The sequence below is a fragment of the Streptomyces yongxingensis genome (genome assembly GCF_055597465.1).
This window is the reverse complement of sequence record NZ_CM145717.1, coordinates 1,470,139-1,489,075: the sequence shown is the minus strand read 5'-3', so window position 1 is coordinate 1,489,075 and position 18,937 is coordinate 1,470,139. Positions and strand designations below refer to the sequence as shown.

Here is an 18,937-nt window from a genome sequence, read left to right as displayed (position 1 = left end):
GGGCGCGACGATCGCTGAAGGCCGGGTGACCCTCATGGCGAACGAAGAGAAGCTGGTCGAGTATCTCAAGCGTGTTTCCGCCGATCTGCACGATACGCGTCTGCGGTTGCGCGAGGTGGAGGAGCGCTCCCAGGAGCCGGTGGCCGTGGTGGGCATGGCCTGCCGCTTTCCCGGCGGGGTCACCTCCCCGGAGGAGCTGTGGGAACTGCTCGTCTCGGGTGTCGACGCGATCGGGGACTTCCCGACGGACCGTGGCTGGGACCTGGAGAACCTCTACCACCCCGATCCGGAGCACTACGGCACCAGCTGTGTCCGTCAGGGCGGATTCATCGAGGCGGACCGCTTCGACGCGGCGTTCTTCGGCATCAGCCCCAGGGAAGCCCTCGCCATGGATCCGCAGCAGCGGCTGGTGCTGGAGATGGCGTGGGAATCCCTGGAGCGGGCCGGTATCGATCCGGTGTCGCTCAAGGGGACCCGCACGGGTGTCTACACCGGTGTGTCCAGCCAGGACTATCTGTCCAGGGCCCCGCGCATCCCCGAGGGATTCGAGGGCTACGCCACCACGGGCGGACTCACCAGTGTGATCTCGGGCCGGGTGGCCTACACCTTCGGTCTGGAGGGGCCGGCGGTGACGGTGGACACCGCCTGCTCGGCCTCGCTGGTGGCCATGCATCTGGCGGTGCAGGCTCTGCGGCAGGGGGAGTGCACCCTTGCCCTGGCGGGCGGTGTCACCTCGCTCGCCACCCCCATCATGTTCACCGAGTTCTCCCGGCAGCGCGCACTGGCCCCGGACGGCCGGTGCAAGTCCTTCGCCGCCGACGCGGACGGCACCGGCTTCTCCGAAGGCGTCGGTCTGGTGGTGCTGGAGCGGCTGTCGGAGGCCCGGCGCAACGGCCATCGGGTGCTGGCCGTGATCCGGGGCTCGGCCATTAACCAGGACGGTGCGAGCAACGGCCTCACCGCGCCCAACGACGTGGCCCAGGAACGCGTGATCGGCCAGGCGCTGGCCAACGCCGGGCTGGGGCCGGGCGATGTGGACGCCCTCGAAGCACACGGCACCGGCACCACACTCGGCGACCCGATCGAGGCCGAGGCCCTGATCGCCACGTACGGCCGGAACCGCCCCGCCGACCGGCCACTGCTGTTGGGCTCGCTGAAGTCCAACATCGGCCATACGCATGCGGCGGCCGGTGTGGCGGGCGTGATCAAGATGGTGATGGCACTCCGGCACCCCGGACTGCCCGCGAACCTGCATCTGGACGAGCCCACCCCGCATGTGGAGTGGGAGGGCAGCGGGCTGCGGCTGCTGACCGAGCCGGTGGAGTGGCCCCGCCTGGAGCGGCCCCGCCGTGCGGCGGTGTCGTCGTTCGGCATCTCGGGTACGAACGCCCATCTGATCCTGGAGCAGGCTCCTGAGGAGGATGTGCCGACGGCGTCCTCCGAGGTGGGTGGGGTGGTGCCGTGGGTGGTTTCGGGGCGGAGTGTGGAGGCGTTGCGGGGGCAGGCGGCGGCGTTGGCTGGGCGGGTGGGTGGTGCGTCTGAGTTGTCGTTGGTGGATGTGGGGTGGTCGTTGGTTACGGCGCGGTCGGTGTTTGAGCATCGGGCGGTGGTGGTGGGTGGTGATCGGGCTGGGTTGTTGGCTGGTGTGGAGGCGTTGGCGGGTGGTGTGTCGCATCCGGGTGTGGTGCAGTCGGGTGTTGCTGCGCTGACGGGTGATGTGGGGCCGGTGCTCGTCTTCCCCGGTCAGGGTTCGCAGTGGGTGGGGATGGGTGCGGAGTTGTTGGGGGTGTCGTCGGTGTTCGCGGCGCGGGTGGGGGAGTGTGAGCGGGCGTTGGCGCCGTTTGTGGATTGGTCGCTTTCGGATGTGTTGCGTGGGGTGGAGGGTGTGGCGGATGTGGGCCGGGTGGATGTGGTGCAGCCGGTGTTGTGGGCGGTGATGGTGTCGTTGGCGGCGGTGTGGGCGGGGTATGGGGTGCGTCCTGTGGCGGTGGTGGGTCATAGCCAGGGTGAGATCGCGGCGGCTGTCGTCGCGGGTGCGCTGTCTTTGGAGGATGGTGCGAAGGTTGTGGCGTTGCGGAGCAGGGCGTTGCGGCGGTTGGCCGGTGGTGGGGCGATGGCGTCGCTCGGTGTGGGTCGGGAGCGGGCGGGGGAGCTGCTTTCCGGCCTGGGAGACCAGGCTGCTGGTGTGGGTGTGGCGGCCGTCAATGGGCCGTCGTCGACGGTGGTTTCGGGTCCGCCGGATGAGGTGGCCGCTGTGGTGGCGGCGTGTCAGGAGGTGGGGGAGCGGGCGCGGCTGATTGAGGTGGATTATGCCTCGCACGGTCTTCAGGTGGAGGAGATCCGTGAGGAGTTGAATGAGGTTCTGGCCGGTGTGCGTCCGGTTGTCGCGGGTGCGGATGAGGTGGTGTTCTATTCGGCGGTGACCGGTGGCAGGGTCGACGCTTCCGTGCTGGACGCGGATTATTGGGTGCGGAATCTGCGGGAGCGGGTGCGGTTCGCTGATGCGGTTGAGGCGTTGCTGGCGGATGGGCATCGGGTGTTCATCGAGGCCAGTACGCACCCTGTGCTGACCATCGGGATGCAGGAGATCTTCGAGCAGGCGGGTGTGGACGCGGTCACTGTGCCCACGCTGCGTCGTGATCACGGTGGCCAGGCCCAGCTCCTTCACTCTCTGGGCCAGGCGTTCATCGCCGGGGTGGAGGTGGATTGGAGGGCGGCGTTCCCGGCCGACCCCGCCCCTCGTACGGTCGATCTGCCCACCTACGCCTTCCAGCACCAGCGCTATTGGCTCGACGGTCTCAGTGGCCGGGGTACGGACCCCACCGACCTCGGACTGGTCGCCGCGGGCCATCCGCTGTTGAGCGCTGCCGTGGAGTTCGCCGACGGCCAGGGCCATCTGCTGACGGGACGGCTCTCGGCGCAGTCTCATGGCTGGCTCGCCGACCATGTGGTGGCGGGCGCGGTGCTGGTGCCCGGGACGGCCTTGGTCGAGTGGGCGCTGCGGGCCGCCGATGAGGTCGGCTGCGGTGGGGTGGAGGAGCTGGCGCTCCAGGTACCGCTGGTGCTGCCGCCCAGCGGCGGGGTGCGGCTGCAAGTGGTCGTGGGCGGGCCGGGCGCCGATGGCCGACGCGATGTGCGGATGTACTCGCGCCCCGACGACGGCGCCGACACGGCGGCCGGGTGGGTGTGTCACGCGGAGGGCCTGCTGAGCCCATCTCCCGAGGGCTCCACGCCAGTGGAGGAGCTGGGCGGGGCATGGCCACCGGCGGGTGCGAAGCCGATCGACCCCGTGGACTTCTACGAGCACATCGCGGCGTCGGGATACGCGTACGGTCCGGCCTTCCAGGGGCTGCGCGCCGTGTGGCGGGACGGTGCGGACCTGCTGGCCGAGGTGGCGCTGCCTGAGGCCGCGGGGGAGCGGACGGGATTCGGCATCCACCCGGCGCTGCTCGACGCCGCCCTGCATCCCGTTCTGCTGACCGATGGGTCACCGAGCGACGTCGAGTCGGCCGATGGCCGGGTGTGGTTGCCGTTCACCTGGAACGGGGTGTCGCTGTGGGCGGCCGGGGCGAGCACGGTACGGGTGCGGATCTCTCCGTACGGGCCGAGCGCGGAGGGGGAGCGTACGCTGCGGGTGACCGTGGCGGACGCCCTGGGTGCCCCGGTGCTGAGCGCCGACGCGGTGGTGCTGCGGTCCGCCGACGCCGATCAGCTCCGTACGGCCCAACGGCCGGGCGCGGACGGGCTGTTCGTCATGGACTGGAGCCCTTTGCCGGTTCCCGCGCCGCCCAACGGCGACGGTCGGTCCGCGGATTACCCGGCCGACGACACCGACTGGGTGATCCTGGGGCCCGAGGACCGGGCTCCGGCCGGGTCCGCCGCCGTATGCCATCCGGATCCGCAGGCGTTGATCAGTGTGCTCGACGCGGGCGCCCCGGCCCCCGCCGTCGTCCTGGCACTCGAGCCCGCCGAGGCGGTCCGTGCCCGGGATGGCGGGATGGCGGCCGACGGGCTGGCCTCGGCGGAACGGGCTCTGGCGCTGTTGCAGAGCTGGCTGGCCGAGCCGCGCCTGGCCGAGGCCCGGTTGGTGGTGGTGACACGTGGCGCCGTCGCGACCGGCGACGCGGGTGGCGTTGACCCCGTGGCCGAAAGTGTGGATGTGTCCGGCGCCGCGGTATGGGGTCTGGTGCGCAGCGCTCAGGCCGAGAACCCCGGCCGTTTCCTGCTGCTCGATCTCGACCCCCGCACCGAGGTGTCCGCCGACCTCGTGACCGACGCCGTGGCGCGCGCCATCGAGCTGGACGAGTCGCAACTGGCCCTGCGCGCGGGGCGGGTGCTGATGCCCCGGCTGGTGCGCGCCACGCCGAGCGCGGGCCTGGCGGCCCCGGTGGGGCAGTCCGCGTGGCGGCTCGGGCTCGAGGGCGCCGGGACGGTGGACAGCGTGCGGCCGGTGGTGTGCCCGGAGGTGCTGGAGCCTCTGCGGGAGGGCCAGGTGCGCATCGACGTCCACGCGGCGGGCGTCAACTTCCGCGATGCGCTGATGGTGTTGGGGATGTACCCCGGGGACGCGGTGTTCGGTGGCAGCGAGGGCGCCGGTGTGGTGCGGGAGGTCGGCCCCGGCGTGACCGGTCTCGCTGTGGGCGACCGGGTGATGGGGCTGTTCGAGGGCGCGTTCGGCCCGCTGGCCGTGGCGGACGCCCGTACGGTCGTACCCATCCCCGAAGGCTGGACGTTCCGGCAGGCGGCCGCCGCCCCCGTCGTGTTCCTCACCGCCTGGTACGGGCTCGTGGAGCTGGGGGGACTCCAGGCGGGCGAGCGCGTGCTGATCCATGCCGCGACCGGCGGTGTGGGGACGGCCGCCGTGCGGATCGCGCGGCATCTCGGCGCGGAGGTCTTCGCGACGGCGAGTCCGGCGAAGCATGGGGTCCTGGAGGAGATGGGCATCGATGCGGCCCACCGGGCCTCGTCGCGCGACCTGGCCTTCGAAGAGGCGCTCCGGGAGGCCACCGGTGGCCGGGGCGTCGATGTGGTGCTCAACAGTCTCGCGGGGGAATTCGTGGACGCCTCGCTCCGCCTCCTCCGCGAGGGCGGCCGGTTGCTGGAGATGGGCAAGACCGATGTCCGTGACCCGGAGCGGATCGCGGCCGGGCACCCCGGTGTCCGCTACCACGCGTACGACCTGATCGCCGACGCCGGTCCGGCCCGTATCGGCGAAATGCTGCGAGAGCTGGGCGAGTTGTTCGCCTCCGGTGCGCTGGAGCCTCCCCCGGTGCACGCATGGCCACTCAGCCGCGCGCGTGAGGCGTTGCGGTATCTCAGCCAGGCCAAGCACACCGGCAAGCTGGTCCTGGACGTCCCCGCCCCGGTGGACCCCGAGGGCACCGTGCTCATCACCGGCGGCACCGGCACCCTCGGCGCTCTGGTGGCCGAACACCTCGTCCGTACCTGGAACATCCGCCATCTGCTGCTGGTGAGTCGCGGTGGCCCCGACGCACCCGGGGCGAAGGAGCTGGTGGCCCAGCTCGCCGACCTGGGCGCCGACGTACGCATCGCCACGTGCGACATCGGCGACGCCGCCCAGGTGGCCGAGGTCCTCGCGGGCATCGACCCGGCACACCCGCTGACCGGTGTCGTGCACGCGGCGGGGGCGCTGGACGACGCGATGCTTCCCTCGCAGGATCCGAAGCGGCTGGCACGGGCCTGGGCGGCGAAGGCCGCGGCGGCGGCCCATCTGCACACCGCCACCGAGCGTCTGCGGCTCGGCATGTTCGTCCTGTTCTCCTCCTTCGCCTCCGATCTCGGCACCCCCGGTCAGGCCAACTACGCTGCCGCCAACGCCTTTTGCGACGCCCTGGCCGCCCGACGCCAGGCCGCCGGGCGGCCAGGGCTGTCGGTGGCATGGGGGCTCTGGGCGGCCACCAGCGGCCTGACCGCGCGGCTGGCCGACGCCGATCTGGCCCGGATCGGCCGTCTGGGCATCAAGGCCAACAGCACCGAGGAGGGGCTGGCGCTGCTGGACGCGGCCTGCCACCACGGCCATCCGCATCTGCTGGCCCTCCACCTGGACACCGGCGCCCTCGCCGCTCAGGCCCCGGGCACCCTGCCCACCCCCCTGCGGGCCCTCGCCACCGTCGGCGGCAGCGGACGGGCGCGGCCCACGGCGGCCGCCGGTGGACAGAACACCGACTGGGCGGGCCGGCTCAGGGGGCTGCCGCCCACCGAACAGCACCGGCTGCTGCTCAACCTGGTGCGCACCCAGGCGGCCACCGTCCTCGGCCACGCCGATCCGGGTGTGGTGCGGCCGGACGCCTCGTTCAAGGACCTCGGCTTCGACTCGCTCACCGCCGTGGAGCTGCGCAACCGGCTGGCCGCGGCCACCGGGCTGCGGCTGCCCGCGGCCCTCGTCTTCGACCACCCGGAGGCGGCGGTGCTGGCCGAGCATCTGCGCCGGGAGCTCTCGCCGGACGGTGAGCCGGGTGCCCAGGGCCCCGACGCACCCCGGCCCCATCCCGTCCTCAACGAGCTGGTCAGGCTGGAGAACAGCCTGTCGGCCGTCGTGGTCGAGGACGTGGACTCCGGCGCGGTCACCGCCCGGCTGGAGACCTTGCTGTCCAAGTGGAAGGCGATGTGCTCGTCGGCACAGGCGGACGACGGCAATGCCGTGGAGCGGTTGCAGGTGGCGACCGCCGATCAGGTTCTGGAATTCATCGACAACGAACTTGGCCTGTCATGAACAACGTGGCGCGCCCTTCGCTGAAGGCCGGGTGATCCTCCGTGACGCACGCTAATGAAGAGAAGCTGGTCGACTATCTGAGGCGAGTGGCAGGCGATCTGCACGAAACGCGTCAGCGGCTGCGCGAGCTGGAGGACCGCGCCCAGGAGCCGGTGGCCGTGGTCGGCATGGCCTGCCGCTACCCCGGCGGGGCCGACTCGCCCGAGGCGCTGTGGCGGCTCCTCGCCTCCGGCGCGCACGCGATGGGGGAGTTCCCCGACGACCGTGGCTGGGACCTGGAGGGGCTGTTCCACCCGGACCCGGACCACCCCGGCACCAGCCATGCCCGCCAGGGCGGCTTCCTCTATGACGCCGACCGCTTCGACCCCGAGTTCTTCGGGATCAGCCCGCGCGAGGCGCTGGCCATCGACCCGCAGCAGCGGCTGCTGCTGGAGGTGTCCTGGGAGCTCCTCGAACGCGCCGGAATCGATCCGGTCTCGCTGAAGGGCACCTCGACGGGCGTGTACGCCGGGACCGCGCTGCCCGGCTTCGGCACCCCGCACATCGAGAAGAGCGCCGAGGGCTATCTGGTGACGGGCAACGCGCCCAGCGTGCTCTCCGGCCGGGTGGCGTACACCCTCGGCCTGGAGGGGCCGGCCGTCACGGTGGACACGGCGTGCTCGTCCTCGCTGGTCTCGATGCACCTGGCCTCTCAGGCGCTGCGGCAGGGCGAGTGCACCCTGGCCCTGGCCGGCGGGGTGACGGTGATGGCCATCCCGAACGTCTTCACCGAGTTCTCCCGGCAGCGCGGGCTGGCTCCGGACGGCCGGTGCAAGGCGTTCTCCGCCGACGCCGACGGCACCGCCTTCTCCGAGGGCGTGGGCCTGGTGCTGCTGGAGCGGCTGTCCGACGCACAGCGCCACGGCCATCGGGTGCTCGCGGTGATCCGGGGCTCGGCCATCAACCAGGACGGCGCCTCCAACGGCCTGACCGCGCCCAACGGACCCTCCCAACAGCGCGTCATCCTCCAGGCGCTGGCGAACGCACGGCTGTCCCCGGCCGAGGTGGACGTGGTGGAGGCGCATGGCACCGGAACCCGCCTCGGCGATCCCATCGAGGCCCATGCGCTGCTCGCCACCTACGGCCGGGACCGGACCGAGGACCGGCCACTGTGGCTGGGATCGGTCAAGTCCAACATCGGACACACCCAGGGCGCCGCGGGCGTGGCCGGTGTCATCAAGATGATCATGGCGATGCGGCATGGGACGCTGCCCGCCACCGTGAACGTCAACCAGCCGACGCCCCACGTGGCATGGCACACCGGCGCCGTACGCCTGCTCACCGAAGCGGTCGGGTGGCCGGGTGGCGAGCGGCCCCGTCGGGCCGCGGTGTCCTCCTTCGGCATCTCGGGGACCAACGCCCATCTGCTACTGGAACAGCCTCCCGCCGACGAGCCCTCCGCGTCGGACCGGACCCCTGAGCCGACCGCCGTGGACGCGGCGACGACGGCCCGCCGCGTGGTGCCCTGGGTGGTGTCCGCCCGTACCGGACAGGCGTTACGGGACCAGGCCGAGGCGCTCGCCGCACACCTCGCCGCCCACCCCGCGCTGCCCGTGGCCGATGTGGGCTGGTCGCTGGCCCGGACCCGCTCGGCCTTCGAGCACCGGGCCGTGGCCATCGGCGAGGACCGTGACGAACTGCTGGCCGCCGTGCGGGCCCTGGCCGACGACCAGAGCCACCCCGGGCTGATCCGGGCCACGGCGGCGACCCGCTCCGGCGGCACCGCCTTCATGTTCACCGGACAGGGCAGCCAGCGGCCCGGTACGGGCCGTGAGCTGTACCGGACCTTCGAGGTGTTCGCCGCCACCCTGGACGAGGTCTGCGCCCATCTCGATCCGCTGCCCGGCCACCCGCTGCGCGAGATCCTCTTCGCGGCGGAGGACACCGACCAGGCGCGGGCCCTGCACGGCACCGGTGTGACCCAGGCGGCCCTCTTCGCCCTGGAGACCGCGCTCTTCCGGCTCGTCGAGTCGTTCGGCCTCACCCCCTCGTTCCTGACCGGACACTCCGTCGGCGAACTGGTGGCGGCGCACGTGGCGGGTGTGCTGTCGCTGCCGGACGCCTGCGAACTGGTGGCCGCGCGCGGCCGGTTGATGCAGGCGCTGCCGTCCGGCGGCGCCATGGCCGCCGTCGAAGCCACCGAGGAGCAGGTCCTCCCCCTGCTCGCGGGCCGTGAGGACCGCGTGGCCCTCGCCGCGGTCAACGGCCCCACCTCGGTGGTCGTGTCCGGAGCCACCGAAACCGTCGACGAGATCGCCCGCACCCTGAAGGAGCGGGGGCACCGCACCAAGCGGCTCCGGGTCAGCCACGCCTTCCACTCGCCCCTCCTGGCCCCCATGCTCGACGACTTCCGCGAGGTGGCGCGGCGGCTCACCTACCACGCACCGCGCATCCCGGTGATCTCCAACGTCACCGGCCGGCAGGCCGACCCCGAGCAGCTCCGCGACCCCGAGTACTGGGTGCGCCACGTCAGCGAGCCCGTGCGGTTCCACGACGGGCTGCGCACCCTGCACGGCGAAGGCGTGACGCGCTACCTCGAACTCGGCCCGGACGCCGTCCTCACCACCATGGCCCAGGACGCCCTGGCCGCCGAGCCGACCTCCTCCGACACCCCCGGCGCCGCGCCCGTGTTCGCCACCGCCCTGCGCCCGGGCCGCGACGAACCCCGTACGCTGCTGACCGCGCTCGCCCTGACGCACATCGACGGCGCCACGGTCGACTTCGCCGCCGCCCTCCCCGAGGACGCGGGCCGTGTCGACCTGCCCACCTACCGGTTCCAGCGGCAGCGGTACTGGCGGCCCGTCCCGAACGCCACCGCCGACGTACGCGCCGTCGGCCTCGGCGCCACCGGCCATCCCCTGCTCCAGGCCGCCGTGGAAACGCCCGACGGCGGGCTGCTGCTGACCGGACGGCTGTCCGCGCACACCCATGCCTGGCTCGCCGACCACACCATCGCGGACAGCGTCCCCCTGCCCGGTACGGCCCTGCTGGAGCTGGCCCTCCTCGCCGCCGCGCACACCGGCTGTGAGCTGATTGACGACCTCACCCTGGAGACGCCGCTGATCCTGCCCGCCTCCGGCGCGGTACGGATCCAGCTCGCAGTCTCCCCGCCCGACGAGGCCGGACGACGGGCCGTCACCATCGCCTCGCGCCCCGCCGAGGAGGGCGGCGACGCCCTGGACGCGCCCGCCGCCTGGCGCCACCACGCCACCGGTGTGCTGTCCGACGCGGCCACGCCACCGCCCGACGACGAGCCGCCGGCCACGGCCTGGCCACCCGCCGAGGCCGTCCCGGTCGATGTGGCGGACCTGTACGAGCGCCTGGCCGCTCAGGGATACGCCTACGGGCCCGCCTTCCGTGGACTGCACACCGCATGGCGGCTCGGCGAGGAGATGTTCGCCGAGGTACGTCTGGCCCCCGAACAGCGCGGCGACGCCGACGGCTACGGGCTGCACCCCGCCCTGCTCGACAGCGCCCTGCACCCGGTGGAGGAGCTCTTCGGCGGCTTCGGAGGCTCCGGCGGCTCCGGCGGCTCCGGCCGCTTCGGCGGTGACCACGCGCCGGACGGCGCCGAGGGGACCGTCCGGCTGCCGTTCTCCTTCGGCGGGGTGCGGCTCTTCGCCACCGGAGCCACCCGGCTGCGCGTACGCATCACCCCCACCGCCCCGGACACCATCACCCTGAGGCTGACCGACGACCACGGCGCGCCCGTGGCCACCATCGACGCGCTCGGGCTGCGGGAGGTCTCCGCCGACCGCTGGCGCTCGGCCCGCGCCGCCACGGCCGACACCCCGCTGTACCGCCTGGACTGGCAGCCGTATCCGGTCGCCACCGACACCGCCCCGTCCACGGCGGGTTGGGCGCTCGTCGGATCCCAGGACCCGGACCCGGCCCTCCCGTCCCATCCGGACCTGGCCGCCCTGCGGGCCGCCCTCGACGGCGGACAGCACGCCCCCGACGTCGTCATCCTCGAATGCCCCGGTGCACCGGAGATCTCACCACACCCCGACGAAACACCCGCCCGTGTACGCGCGGCGGTCCATCAGGTCCTCGACGCGCTGCGCACCTGGCTGACGGACGAGCGGTTCGGCGGAACCCGGCTGGTCATCGCCACCCGTGGCGCGGTCGCCACCGGCCCGGGGGACGCGCCCGCCGACCTGGCCACCGCGCCCGTATGGGGCCTGGTCCGCGCGGCCCAGGCCGAACACCCCGAGCGCATCCTGCTGCTGGACCTGGACGACGACCCCGCGTCGCGCGAGGCCCTGCGCACCGTCCTGCCGGCCGCCGTCGCCGGTGCCGAATCCGAGGTGGGGTTAAGAGCGGGAACGGCCCATGTGCCCCGTCTGGTCACCGTCCGCCCCGGTCAGGACACCCCGCCCCGCCCCCTCGACCCGGACGGCACCGCACTGATCACCGGTGGCACCGGAGCGCTGGGCCGGCTGGTGGCCCGCCATCTGGTCACCGCACACGGCGCCCGCCACCTGCTGCTGGTCAGCCGGCGCGGTGGCATCACGGAGGACATCGACGCGTTCGCGGACGAACTGACCGCGCTGGGCGCGGCGGACGTACGCGTCACCGCGTGTGACGCCGCCGACCCCGAGGCGCTGGCCGCCCTGCTCGCCACCGTCCCCGAAGAGCATCCGCTGACCGCCGTCGTCCACGCCGCAGGGGTGCTCGACGACGGTGTGGTCACCGCCATGACCCCCGAGCAACTCGACACCGTCCTCGCCCCGAAGCTGGATGCCGCATGGCATCTGCACCGGCTGACCCGGGACATGGATCCGGCCGTGTTCGTGATGTTCTCCTCCGCCGCCTCCATCATGGGCAACGGCGGCCAGGCCAACTACGCCGCGGCCAACATGTTCCTCAACGCCCTCGCCGAACACCGCCGCGCCGAAGGGCGGACGGCCCACACCCTGGCCTGGGGGCTGCTGGCGTCCGCGGGTGGCATGACCGGCCACCTGGACGACGCGGACCTCGCCCGGATGGCCCGCTCCGGTATCGCCGCCGTCTCCAACGAGCAGGCGCTGACGCTGCTCGACACGGCGCTCACCACCGACCACCCCACGCTCGTCCCCGCGCGCTTCGACCTCGCGGCGCTGCGCACCCGGGCCGCCGCCGGACCGCTTCCGCCCGTGCTGCGACGGTTGGTGCACGTCCCCACGCGGGCCGCGCGGAACACCGGGGCGGGCTCCTTGTCCGGGCGGCTCGCCGGGCTGTCCGCCGAGGAACAGGACCGGCTCATCGCGGAGCTGGTGCGCGATCAGGTGGCCACCGTGCTCGCCCATCCCGCCCCGGAGGCCATCGACCTGGGCAGGGCCTTCCAGGACCTCGGCTTCGACTCGCTCACGGCCCTCGACCTGCGCAACCGGCTCAACGCTGCCACCGGCACCCGGATCCCGGCCACCGTCATCTTCGACTATCCGACCCCCGACGCCCTGGTGCGCTTCCTGCGGGAGCGGCTGGGCGGCGCACCGGCCGGGACACCGCTCCCGGCGACGGCAGCCGTCGTGGCCACCGACGACGACCCGATCGTCATCGTCGGCATGGCCTGCCGCTATCCGGGCGGAGTGGGCTCCCCCGAGGAGCTGTGGCGGCTGGTGGCCGAGGGCGTGGACGCGATCGGGGAGTTCCCCGCGGACCGCGGCTGGGACCTCGGGGGCCTCTTCGACCCCGACCCGGACCACACCGGCACCAGCTACGCCCGCGAGGGCGGATTCCTCTACGAGGCACCGCGGTTCGACGCCGAGTTCTTCGGGATCTCCCCCCGCGAGGCGCTGGCCACCGACCCCCAGCAGCGGCTGCTGCTGGAGACGGCGTGGCAGGCGTTCGAGAGCGCGGGCATCGACCCGGTGAGCTTACGGGGCAGCCGCAGCGCGGTGATCACCGGCGTGATGTACGACGACTACGGCAGCCGCTTCCTGGGCCGCACCCCGGAGGGCGTCGAGGGCCGGCTGATGACCGGCAGCACACCGAGCATCGCCTCCGGTCGCGTGGCGTTCACCTTCGGCCTGGAGGGGCCCGCGGTGACGGTGGACACGGCGTGTTCGTCGTCGCTGGTGGCCATGCATCTCGCGGCACAGGCCCTGCGGCAAGGGGAGTGCACCCTGGCCCTGGCCGGTGGCGTCACGGTGATGGCCACACCGAACACCTTCGTGGAGTTCTCGCGGCAGCGCGGACTGGCCCCGGACGGCCGCTGCAAGCCGTTCGCCGCGGCGGCCGACGGCACCGGCTGGGGCGAGGGCATCGGGCTGCTCGTCCTGGAGCGGCTGTCGGACGCGCGCCGCGAGGGCCGTGAGGTGCTGGCGGTGATCCGTGGGTCGGCGGTCAACCAGGACGGCGCGTCCAACGGTCTGACCGCGCCGAACGGCCCATCGCAGCAGCGGGTGATCCGCCAGGCCCTGGCCACCGCACGGCTCTCCCCGGCGGACGTCGACGTGGTCGAGGCCCACGGAACGGGCACCACGCTCGGCGACCCCATCGAGGCCCAGGCGCTGCTGGCCACGTACGGGCAGGAGCGGCCGGAGGGCCGTCCGCTGTGGCTCGGCTCCATCAAGTCCAACATCGGTCATACGCAGGCCGCCGCGGGCGTGGCGGGTGTGATCAAGATGGTGATGGCGATGCGCCACGGTCTGCTGCCCGCCTCACTGCACATCGATGAGCCGAGCCCGCATGTGGAGTGGGACGACGGGGGAGTGCGGCTGCTGTCCGAGGCGGTCGAGTGGCCGACGGACGAACGTCCGCGCCGGGCCGCTGTGTCGTCCTTCGGCATCAGCGGCACCAACGCCCATGTCATCCTCGAACAGGCCCCCGACCGGGACGAACGCACCAAGCAGGAGCCCGAGTCCGACGGCCCTCGAGTGGTGCCCTGGGTGCTGTCCGCGCGGGGCGCGGGCGCGCTGCGGGACCAGGCGCGGGCGCTGGCCGCGCGGCTGGCCACCGGCACCACGGCCACGCCCGTCGAGGTGGGCTGGTCCCTCATCCGCTCCCGCACCCTGTTCGACCACCGCGCCGTGGTGGTCGGCGAGAGCCACGCGGAACTGATGGCGGCCATCGAGGCGCTGGCGGCCGACGAGACACACCCGGGCGTGGTGCACACGGGCACGGCCGCCACCACGGGCGGCGCGGGCCCGGTGCTGGTCTTCCCCGGCCAGGGCTCCCAGTGGATCGGGATGGGCGCCGGACTGCTGGACGCCTCACCGGTGTTCGCCGCCCGGGTGGCCGAGTGCGAACGAGCGCTCGCGCCCCATGTCGACTGGTCGCTCACCGATGTGCTGCGCGGCGTGGCCGGCGCGGGCGATCTGAGCCGGGTGGATGTGGTGCAGCCCGTCCTGTGGGCGGTGATGGTGTCCCTGGCCGCCGTATGGGCGGGCCACGGGGTGCGGCCCGCCGCCGTGGTCGGCCACAGCCAGGGCGAGATCGCCGCCGCCTGCGTGGCCGGGGCGCTGACCTTGGAGGACGGCGCCAGGATCGTGGCCCTGCGCAGCCGGGCGCTGCGCCAACTGGCCGGTGGCGGGGCCATGGCCTCCGTCGGCGTGGGCCAGGAACAGGCCACGAATCTGCTGTCCGGACTCGGCGACCGCGCCACCGCCGTGGTCGTGGCCGCCGTGAACGGCCCCGCCTCCACAGTGGTGTCCGGCCCGCCGGAGCAGGTGGCCGCCGCCGTGGCGGCCTGCCGTGACACCGGGGAACGCGCCCGTATGATCGAGGTGGACTACGCCTCGCACAGCCCCCAGGTCGATGAGATCGCCGACGAACTCACCGAGTTGCTCAGGGGAGTCGAGCCGGTCGAGGTGCCCGCGTCCGAGGTGGTGTTCTACTCCACCGTGACCGGTGGCCGGGCCGACGGCTCCGTCCTGGACACGGGCTACTGGGTGCGGAATCTGCGGGAGCGGGTGCGGTTCGCCGAGGCGATCCAGGCACTGCTGGCCGATGGCCACCGGGTGTTCATCGAGGCCAGTACCCACCCCGTCCTCACGGTGGGCATGCAGGAGAGCTTCGAGGAGGCGGGCGTCCCCGCCGCCACCGTCCCCACCCTGCGCCGCGACCACGGCGATCTCGCCCAGCTGGTGCGGTCGCTGGCCCAGGCGTTCACCGCGGGCGTCGACGTCGACTGGACCACCCTGTTCCCCACCGACCCCGCGCCCCGCACCGTGCCGCTGCCCACCTACGCCTTCCAGCGCGAGCGCTACTGGCTCGAGGGCACCGCGGGCCGGGGCGGCGACCCCATCGACCTCGGCCTGGTCTCCGCGGACCACCCGCTGCTCGGCGCGGCCGTGGAACTCGCCGACGGCAGCACCCATCTGCTCACCGGGCGGCTGACGGCCGGTGGCGGCGAGGGCTGGCTCGGCGAACACGTGGTGGCGGGCGCCCGGCTGGTGCCGGGCGCGGCCCAGGTCGAATGGGCGCTGCGGGCCGCCGACGAGGCGGGCTGCGGCACGGTGGAGGAACTCGCCCTGCAGGTTCCGCTCGTCCTCCCCGACACCGGCGGGCTGCGCGTCCAGGTGGTGGTGGGCGAGGCCGCCGCCGACGGACGCCGCGACGTACGGGTGTACTCCCGGCCCGACCGCGACACCGAAACCACCGCGGACCCGGTCTGGGTGTGCCATGCGGTCGGCGTACTCGGCCCCCAGGGCGAACCGGCACCCCGACCCTCCGGGGTCTGGCCCCCGCCGAGCGCGGAGCCGGTGGACATCGACGGCTTCTACGAGCGTGCCGAGGCCGCCGGATACGGATACGGCCCCGCGTTCCAAGGCGTCCGCAAGCTGTGGCGCGACGGCGCGGATGTGCTGGCCGAGGTGGCGCTCCCGGAGGCCGCGGGCGACCAGGCCGGATTCGGCATCCACCCGGCGCTGCTCGATGCCGCGCTGCACCCGGCGTCCCTCCTCGACCGGCCCGACCGGCCCGAGGAGCAGCACGACGACGGCCGGGTGTGGCTGCCGTTCGCCTGGAACGGCGTGTCGCTGTGGGCGGCCGGAGCGACCACCGTACGCGTCCGGCTGTCCCCGCGTGAGCAGGGCGCGGACGGCGAGCGGGCGCTGCGGATCGCCGTGGCCGACGCCGTGGGCGACCCGGTGCTCACGGTCGACTCGCTGGTGCTGCGCCCCGCCCGTACGGATCAGCTGCGGACCGCCGGACGAGGCGCCGTGGACGGACTGTTCACCCTGGACTGGATCCCGCTCTCCGAGCCGGCGCCCGGAGCGGACACGGGCCTGCCCCAGTTGGTGGCCGGGGACGGCGGCTGGGTGGCGCTCGGCTCCGAGGGCCTGGACTGGGCCCCACCGGGCGTAGTCCGCCACCCGGACCTGGAGTCGCTGGTCGCGGCGATCGACGCCGGGAGCCCCGTACCCTCGGTGGCGCTGACCGCCGTACCGGCCTCGACCACGGCCGTGGACATCGTGGCCGCGGAGGCCGATGCCCTGGCGGCCGTACGGCGGACCCTGGATGTGTTGCGGGGCTGGCTGGCCGAACCCCGACTGGCCGAGAGCCGCTTGGTCGTGGTGACACACGGCGCGGTCGCCGCAGGTGGCCAGGTGGCGGAGGACCCCGGCTCCGGGGCCGTGGACACGGCCGGTGCCGCGGTGTGGGGGCTGCTGCGCAGCGCACAGGCGGAGAACCCGGAGCGGTTCATCCTGCTCGACCGCGATCCGCACGGCGCGCCCGACCCCGACGAGATCGGCGCGGCGGTGCTGGACGGTGTGCTGAGGTCCGTCGCCCTGGACGAACCGCAGGTGGCGGTCGGATCCGGCCGGGTGTGGGCACCCCGCCTGATGCGCGCGGGCGGCCCCGGCAGCGGCGGTCTGGTCGGCCCGGTGGCACAGCCCGCGTGGCGGCTCGCCGTGGAGGGCGCGTCCACCGTGGACAATGTGACGCCCGTGCCGTGCCCCGAGGTGCTCGAGCCACCGGGGCCGGGAGAGGTCCGGATCGCCGTGCACGTGGCGGGCATGAACTTCCGCGATGCGCTCATCGTCGTCGGGATGTACCCCGGGGGCGGGGTGTTCCGCGGCAGCGAGGGCGCCGGGGTGGTCGTGGACATCGGCCCGGAGGTGACCGGTCTCGCGGTGGGCGACCGGGTCATGGGCCTGTTCGAGGGCGCGTTCGGCCCGTGGGCGGTGGCGGACGCGCGCATGGTCGTGCCGATCCCCGACGGCTGGAGCTTCCGGCAGGCGGCCGCCGTACCGGTGGTGTTCCTCACCGCCTGGTACGGGCTGGTGGACCTGGCCGGGCTGCGGAACGGCGAAACGGTGCTGATCCACGCCGCCACCGGCGGCGTCGGCATGGCGGCGGTGCACATCGCCCGCCACCTGGGCGCCGAGGTCTACGCCACGGCGAGCCCTGGCAAGCACGGGGTGCTGGCGGAGATGGGCATCGATGCGGCGCATCGGGCCTCGTCGCGCGATCTGGACTTCGAGGAGGTGTTCCGTGAGGCCACCGGTGGCCGTGGTGTCGATGTGGTGCTCAACAGCCTCGCCGGGCCGTTCGTGGACGCCTCCCTGCGGCTGCTGGCCGACGGCGGACGGCTCTCCGAGATGGGCAAGACCGACATCCGCGACCCGCAACACCTCGCGGCCGCGTATCCGGGTGTCCGCTATCGCGCCTTCGACCTGGTCCCCGACGCCGGGCCGGACCGCATCGGGGAGATGCTGCGCGAGTTGAGCGAGCTGTTCGCCGCCGGAGTGCTGCGACCCGCGCCGGTACGGCCCTGGCCGCTCAGCCGGGCGCGGGACGCGCTACGGCAACTGAGCCAGGCCAGGCACACCGGCAAGCTGGTCCTGGACGTACCTGCGGCGGTCGACCCGGACGGCACGGTCCTCATCACCGGTGGCACCGGCACCCTGGGCGGCTACATCGCCGAACACCTCGTCCGCGCCTGGGGGATCGGCCATCTGCTGCTGGTGAGCAGGCGGGGGCCGGACGCTCCGGGCGCCCGCGACCTGGCCGCCCGGCTGGAGGAGCTGGGCGCCCGGGTGCGCGTCGCGGCGGCGGATGTCACCGACGCCTCGGCGGTGGCGGAGCTGGTGGCGGGGGTCGACCCCGAGCATCCGCTGACCGGAGTCGTCCACGCCACGGGTGTGCTGGACGACGCGGTGGTCACCTCACAGACCCCCGAACGGCTGGCGCGGGTCTGGACGGCCAAGGCCACGGCCGCGGCCCATCTGCACACGGCGACGGCCCATCTGCGGCTCGGCATGTTCGTCCTCTTCTCCTCCGCCGCCGGCACACTCGGCAGCCCGGGACAGGCCAACTACGCCGCCGCCAACGCCTTTTGCGACGCGCTCGCCGCCCACCGCCGGGCCGTCGGGCTGCCGGGTGTCTCGATCGCCTGGGGGCTGTGGGCCGACGCCAGCGGCATGACCGGACACCTGGCCGAGGCGGATCTGGCCCGGATGTCCCGGACCGGCGTCGCGGCCCTGAGCACCCGGCACGGTCTGGCCCTGCTCGACGCCGCCGTCCAGCACGGCGGTGCCCATCTGGCCGCCGCCCACGTGGACCCCCGCACCCTCGCCGGACTGCCCGCCGACAGCCTGCCCGCCACGCTGCGCGCCCTGGCCGCCACGGGCGGCGGTGGCGGCACCGGGCGGCGCACCGCGGCGGCGGCCGGGGAGGACCGGCAGGTCGACTGGGGCGCCCGCCTCGCGGGCCTGTCCACGGCCGAACGGCACCGACTCGTGCTCAACCTGGTCCGTGGCCACGCCGCCACGGTGCTCGGACACGCCGATGTGGACGCCGTGCAGGCCGAGGCCAGCTTCAAGGAGCTGGGTTTCGACTCGCTGACCGCCGTCGAACTGCGCAACCGCCTCGCCGCCGCCACCGGTCTGCGCCTGCCCGCGGGAATGGTCTTCGACTACCCGGAAGCGGCCGCACTCGCCGACCACCTGCTGGAACGGCTGGCACCCGGCGACGGGGCCGCGCCGGGGCGGGACGCGGTCGACCCGGTCCTGGGCGAGCTGGCCAGGCTGGACACCACCTTGGCCACCCTCGACACGGACGACGAAGGCCGGCAGCGGATCGCCCAACGGCTGGGCGCCCTGCTGGCGAAGTGGAACGGCGGCGGGTCCGGCGACCCGGCCGGGGCGACCGGCTTCGACGCCCTCGAAGCCGCCTCGGACGACGAGATGTTCGAGCTCATTGACCGTGAACTGCCCTGATGGAGGCGCGGAACTG

General features: G+C 73.6%; 2 protein-coding genes. Both read left to right on the top strand.

Annotated elements, in window-relative coordinates; all coding sequences use genetic code 11:
* Positions 1-34 precede the first annotated feature (34 nt).
* A complete protein-coding gene (locus ACZ6TD_RS05945; protein ID WP_471351371.1) occupies positions 35-6,733 on the top strand; it encodes an SDR family NAD(P)-dependent oxidoreductase in 6,699 nt (2,232 codons plus the stop codon).
* 41 nt (positions 6,734-6,774) lie between these two features.
* Positions 6,775-18,921 (top strand): SDR family NAD(P)-dependent oxidoreductase, encoded by a 12,147-nt coding sequence (locus ACZ6TD_RS05940; RefSeq protein WP_471351370.1) that lies wholly within the window; start codon positions 6,775-6,777, stop codon positions 18,919-18,921.
* Positions 18,922-18,937: the final 16 nt, after the last annotated feature.

What these genes read in the sequence shown, in the direction of transcription:
- ACZ6TD_RS05945 (WP_471351371.1), top strand. Translation starts at nt 35, where the DNA reads ATGGCGAACGAAGAGAAGCTGGTCGAGTATCTCAAGCGTGTTTCCGCC.